Here is a 4,264-nt window from a genome sequence, read left to right as displayed (position 1 = left end):
GTTCTACGGCCTCGATGATCTCTTCCATGCCCACCTTTAAATCTTCAAGACAGTTCCTTGAAAGCACCAAAACTTTCAACTTTAAGCCCTCCTCTTATCGATTTTTTAAATGATCTTTTGTTTAAGTTTTTTGGGAAAAGTAATCCAAAAAACCATTAACGGAAGAAAGCATATTTCCTTTTTCACGCTCCCTTATATCTTCCGGCAAAGCAGAAAAATCAGCTAAAAAGGGGTCTTTCTCGAGCAAATGGGTGATTACATCTTCCGCATCAATTGATGTGCCTTCCCGCATGGACATGTAGTCTCGAATCAAAGCATCCCAAAGCAAAAGTTGTTTTTCCTCTAAATCGAGGTACTTAATGACCTTATTAGTATAGCCAAAGTGAGCATAACACATGATATCTGCCTTTAAGCTTTTAAGTTTTTCAATGCTGAAAAGAGCACTGTCAAGGTAAAATTTTGGAGGCGTAGCCGGACGTAGTATAAAGGTGCCATCGTCAAAACCAGGATAAGCAAATCCTCTTTTATAATAAGTGCCTGCCGCCTCCCCAACGAAGAGCACATTGTGATCAGCTTCATAAAGGTATGAATAATGATGAGATGCGTGTCCTGGCGTTTCTATCTTCTTGATTACTTTCAAACTTGCCTCATCGGGCAGAAACGAGCCTTCCTCTACAGGAATCGGTCTCCAATAAGCTAGCGCAACATCTCCCAATACTTCCACGCTAGATTCCCACAGGCGATCTGGGTTTAAAAGGTGTCTTTTCCCCCTCGGATGAGCCACCACTTTGGCCGATTTAAACACTTTTAGTAATTGTCCCAATCCACCCGAGTGGTCCAGATGTACGTGAGTCAGCAAAATTAAATCCAGCCTTGAAACGCCAAGCCCTTCAATAGCTTGAACCAAAACGGGCACGGTTGAAGCCGGGCCTACATCGATCAGCAGGATCTTGTCCGATTTTTCATCTATTATCAACCAACTGCTCAAGAAGTGGTGAAAACCGGGAAGCTCCTTAATGGGCAAATCGATCAGGATGACTTTTAAATTTTGAGTCACTTCTAAAGTAAATGGGCTGAATGCAAATGCCTGATCAGCGATTCCAACTCACCCTTTCTTTTGGAAACTTCAGAGGTACTATAACAACCATCATAGCACCCGATATTTAATGCCTAAAGTAAGACATCTACTTTTTAGGTTTTCACACCACTGCGGGTTTTTCTATAAACTACTAAACTAGACTCTAAAACAAATTCTACTTCATACAGTATATTGCTAACAACCGGCCTCCGTTAGTTAGCAGGTTGCAGCTTGAGCCGCAAGAGCTTAAAAGAGAAGAGCGAAGGCACCAGTGGATGGAAGAAAAAGCGCAACCCCAAAACGCCCCTGATGCCCAACGCCCCATCCCTGCAAGCAAGGACAAATAGGCTAGCGACAAATTAGCTACAAAATTAGTTAAAAAGGAATAAAGACCGAGTTTCGTAAAACCGAACCTCGGTCTTTATTTGCAAAAAGCCATGTCGAACCTCGGACAGGGATTGCCCCTCCCGCCACAGCGCCACCAGCCCTTTGCCATCAAGATAACGGGGATGCAGCGACCAGATTCTCATGGATGATTACCTATTAGACGGGCATGTAGATATGCATTTAAATTAGCGTGAGATATTGCCAAATTCATTGTCTTGTACCCATTTTATGGCATCCTCTATAGAGTTCTAGAGCATTGCTTATATATTTTCTTTCAATTTCATAAATCCCCTGCGAATGATATCAGCCATTAATTTTCTACGCTCATTTAAGAAAGTAGTATATTCCATTTCATACCATCTTTCGGGCAGCGCATGCAACGTATACATTTTTTGCAGTTCTTCGCCGGTAAATTTGGCCTCAATTTGAGGCACGTAATCCTTGGGTGCTTTATCAGATATGGCTATATTATCACTCCATTCCACCAAGGCGTAGTTAGCCGTCTGATTAATAAGATGTTTCACTGAAGTGCCAATTTTCTGCAAGTATCGCCGAGGAAACAGATGATGACGTTCCAGGGCTTTCTTTTTACTTTTAATGGTTGGATCCAACAATTCAGAGACCTTCATCTTAGAGTACAACACATTGGCATCAAGAAGGCAAAGCGCCGCATAAAAGGCAAATTGGCCAGTACTACGAGCGGCAGCTGTCTCTAATTCGTTAGGCAGGGTCACCTCCCAATAGTCTCTTGTAAAAATGGCATTTATTTGTTGATCCAGCACTTTCACAAACCCCTCAGCTGTATCGATCGCCCGTAAGAGCGCTAAATCCTGCTCCATACGGCTTTCTGGAGAGCCGGTGTAACGTCCCTTTAGAGCTACCATAAAAAACCAGCGAGCCATAACTTCTCTCAGGTAATAAGGGTCTACGCAATAATCCATCTTACCGATCAACCACATTGCATATGTATAGACTATTGCCATTTCGGAGGAGATGAGCTTACCGCTTTGATAACCGGCACGCTTTAGCACCTTAAAGAAATCGTGCCAATTTTGGAGATTCAAAACACAATCCTGAGCTTCTCTCAATATATCAAATTGTTTTTCTCTCTGCCCTACAGAAAACTGCCGAGTTTGCAAATCCTTCTTCTATGGGGTTAAAGGCAATACGAATACGAGCATGACGAAAATCTTTACTTACAATAGGAACTGCCTTAGTTACTGTGTATAATGAAGCCAATCGTTGTTGGCCGTCTACTATTAACAAACGAGGGGCTTTTTGCTTTTGGCCAGTTCCTATGACTTTATGCTCACCGGGGAAGCCATTCTCCCAAAATAAAAAATAACCTATCGGATAACCACAATACATTGAGTCAAATAAGTCCCGCACTTTGCTGCTTGGCCAAACAAACAGTCTTTGGATATCAGGTAGTCCAATCTCCCCTATATCGATATCCTCCACAAGCTTTTTAAGGGTATAATCAACTTTCTTAAAAACAACATCCGGCATATTGACACATCCTTTATTCTATTAATTTTGCTAGTTAGCCTTGCCTATTACCAAAAAATCTTGACCAATTCCAACTGAGAAAGCATCGAGGCGCTCTGAGGCCTTGACCAATTGACCAGCTGACACTGGGTTTATCAAAAAGGGAAATAAACTTGGCGAGTTAAGTATAGTATCCAACATCAACGGGCCCCCTTGGTGGACATGCAAAAAAGCCTCGACCAGCCAAGCAATAACCCTTATGTCATTAATGGCAAATGAAAGTCCGGGGACATAAATCCCCCTATTTGCAGTTCTCCTAAGCAGACCCCAATCGGCAAGGCTAAGAAATATCTTTTGTACAGCCAGGGATACCGCACCTCGTTCTCCATATTGCTCGCTAATGCGACGTTGCACTTGACCGACTGACGTTGTACCTTGAAGTCTCAGCTGCCTTCCTATATGCATTGCCACAGCACTCCAAAAAGGATATGCTGCCATGGTCATACCCCAATGAATTATTACATGCTCTTCACGTGGGATATGCGATAAAATTTCCAGGCCATCGTCTCTAAGACAAATCAGATCGATGGGAGGACGAACCCATACTTTCCTTAAAATAGCAATTGTTTTTTCCATACTGCCACCTTTAACGTTTTTGCCACCATAGAGCTTATTGTCTAGAAACCTTTGTAGGGCATCATAAATGGATGACTCGTCGTTTCCGGCAAGGACTAAATTAGCTGTTCTTTCCAGCCACTCTAGGCGTATCAGCCTACTAAAACCAATTTGCGAAAATCTTTTTTGTGACGTTAGCTGGCCGTTATGTGGCACAAACTCACCCCCCCCCCATGAAAGGATCCGCTCGTTTTATGCTCGTTCAACCTCGATAAATGGGGCTATAACTTCCTCGATGCTAATGCCGCCATGACTTACAATCACATCGTCCTTGCGAAAAAGGCTGCCCAACTTGGTGCAATTAAAGCATAATAATCTTCTGGGAGGCCGATAGACGGCCATTCCAGTGAATCGGGAAATGACATTTTGCACTTTGTTCTTAAACTTGGATCGGAATATATACGAACACGCTCTCCCCGCAATTCTGCGGTTACCCCTTCATTAGGACAACCAATTCCCTTGGCCTCGATGTTCACATGATCTGATGTAATATATACTCTAAAATCACTATCTATTAAAATGCTCAAAAGGTCTCTCATGAATCCCTGCTTTGTCCATAGGGTATACGTATTTTTTATGACTTTTGTCGAAGCAATAGGTCCTCTTGAAAGATATATCCCCAAAGATGGTATAAAC

Annotated in this window: 6 protein-coding genes and 1 pseudogene; all 7 read right to left on the bottom strand. The window is 42.6% G+C overall.

Annotation, left to right across the window (positions count from 1 at the left end):
• Nucleotides 1-121: 121 nt before the first annotated feature.
• A complete protein-coding gene (locus Q7P41_RS12180) occupies nucleotides 122-1,024 on the bottom strand; it encodes an MBL fold metallo-hydrolase (protein ID WP_303884606.1) in 903 nt (300 codons plus the stop codon).
• 425 nt (nucleotides 1,025-1,449) lie between these two features.
• A complete protein-coding gene (locus tag Q7P41_RS12720; RefSeq protein ID WP_369693163.1) occupies nucleotides 1,450-1,608 on the bottom strand; it encodes a pyrimidine dimer DNA glycosylase/endonuclease V in 159 nt (52 codons plus the stop codon).
• 117 nt (nucleotides 1,609-1,725) lie between these two features.
• A complete protein-coding gene (locus tag Q7P41_RS12175; protein ID WP_303884603.1) occupies nucleotides 1,726-2,529 on the bottom strand; it encodes a hypothetical protein in 804 nt (267 codons plus the stop codon).
• 28 nt (nucleotides 2,530-2,557) lie between these two features.
• Nucleotides 2,558-2,974: a DUF262 domain-containing protein gene (locus Q7P41_RS12170; RefSeq protein WP_303884602.1), complete on the bottom strand. Its 417-nt coding sequence runs from the start codon at nucleotides 2,972-2,974 to the stop codon at nucleotides 2,558-2,560.
• 30 nt (nucleotides 2,975-3,004) lie between these two features.
• Complete coding sequence (locus tag Q7P41_RS12165) at nucleotides 3,005-3,784, bottom strand: hypothetical protein (protein WP_303884600.1); 780 nt, start codon at nucleotides 3,782-3,784, stop codon at nucleotides 3,005-3,007.
• A gap of 104 nt (nucleotides 3,785-3,888) precedes the next feature.
• On the bottom strand, nucleotides 3,889-4,167 hold the full coding sequence (locus Q7P41_RS12160; protein ID WP_303884599.1) for a hypothetical protein: 279 nt from the start codon (nucleotides 4,165-4,167) through the stop codon (nucleotides 3,889-3,891).
• Nucleotides 4,168-4,174: 7 nt separating this feature from the next.
• Nucleotides 4,175-4,264 (bottom strand): annotated as a pseudogene (locus Q7P41_RS12155) (UPF0236 family transposase-like protein); the annotation flags it as partial.

The sequence above is a fragment of the Acetomicrobium mobile genome, assembly GCF_937920065.1.
The sequence above is the reverse complement of the archived record's forward strand: the minus strand, read 5'-3'. Positions and strand labels throughout refer to the sequence as shown.

Bases quoted from the DNA above. Each gene is read 5' to 3' on its own strand.
- Q7P41_RS12720 (WP_369693163.1), bottom strand. From the start codon at position 1,608: ATGAGAATCTGGTCGCTGCATCCCCGTTATCTTGATGGCAAAGGGCTG.
- Q7P41_RS12160 (WP_303884599.1), bottom strand. From the start codon at position 4,167: ATGAGAGACCTTTTGAGCATTTTAATAGATAGTGATTTTAGAGTATAT.
- Q7P41_RS12170 (WP_303884602.1), bottom strand. From the start codon at position 2,974: ATGCCGGATGTTGTTTTTAAGAAAGTTGATTATACCCTTAAAAAGCTT.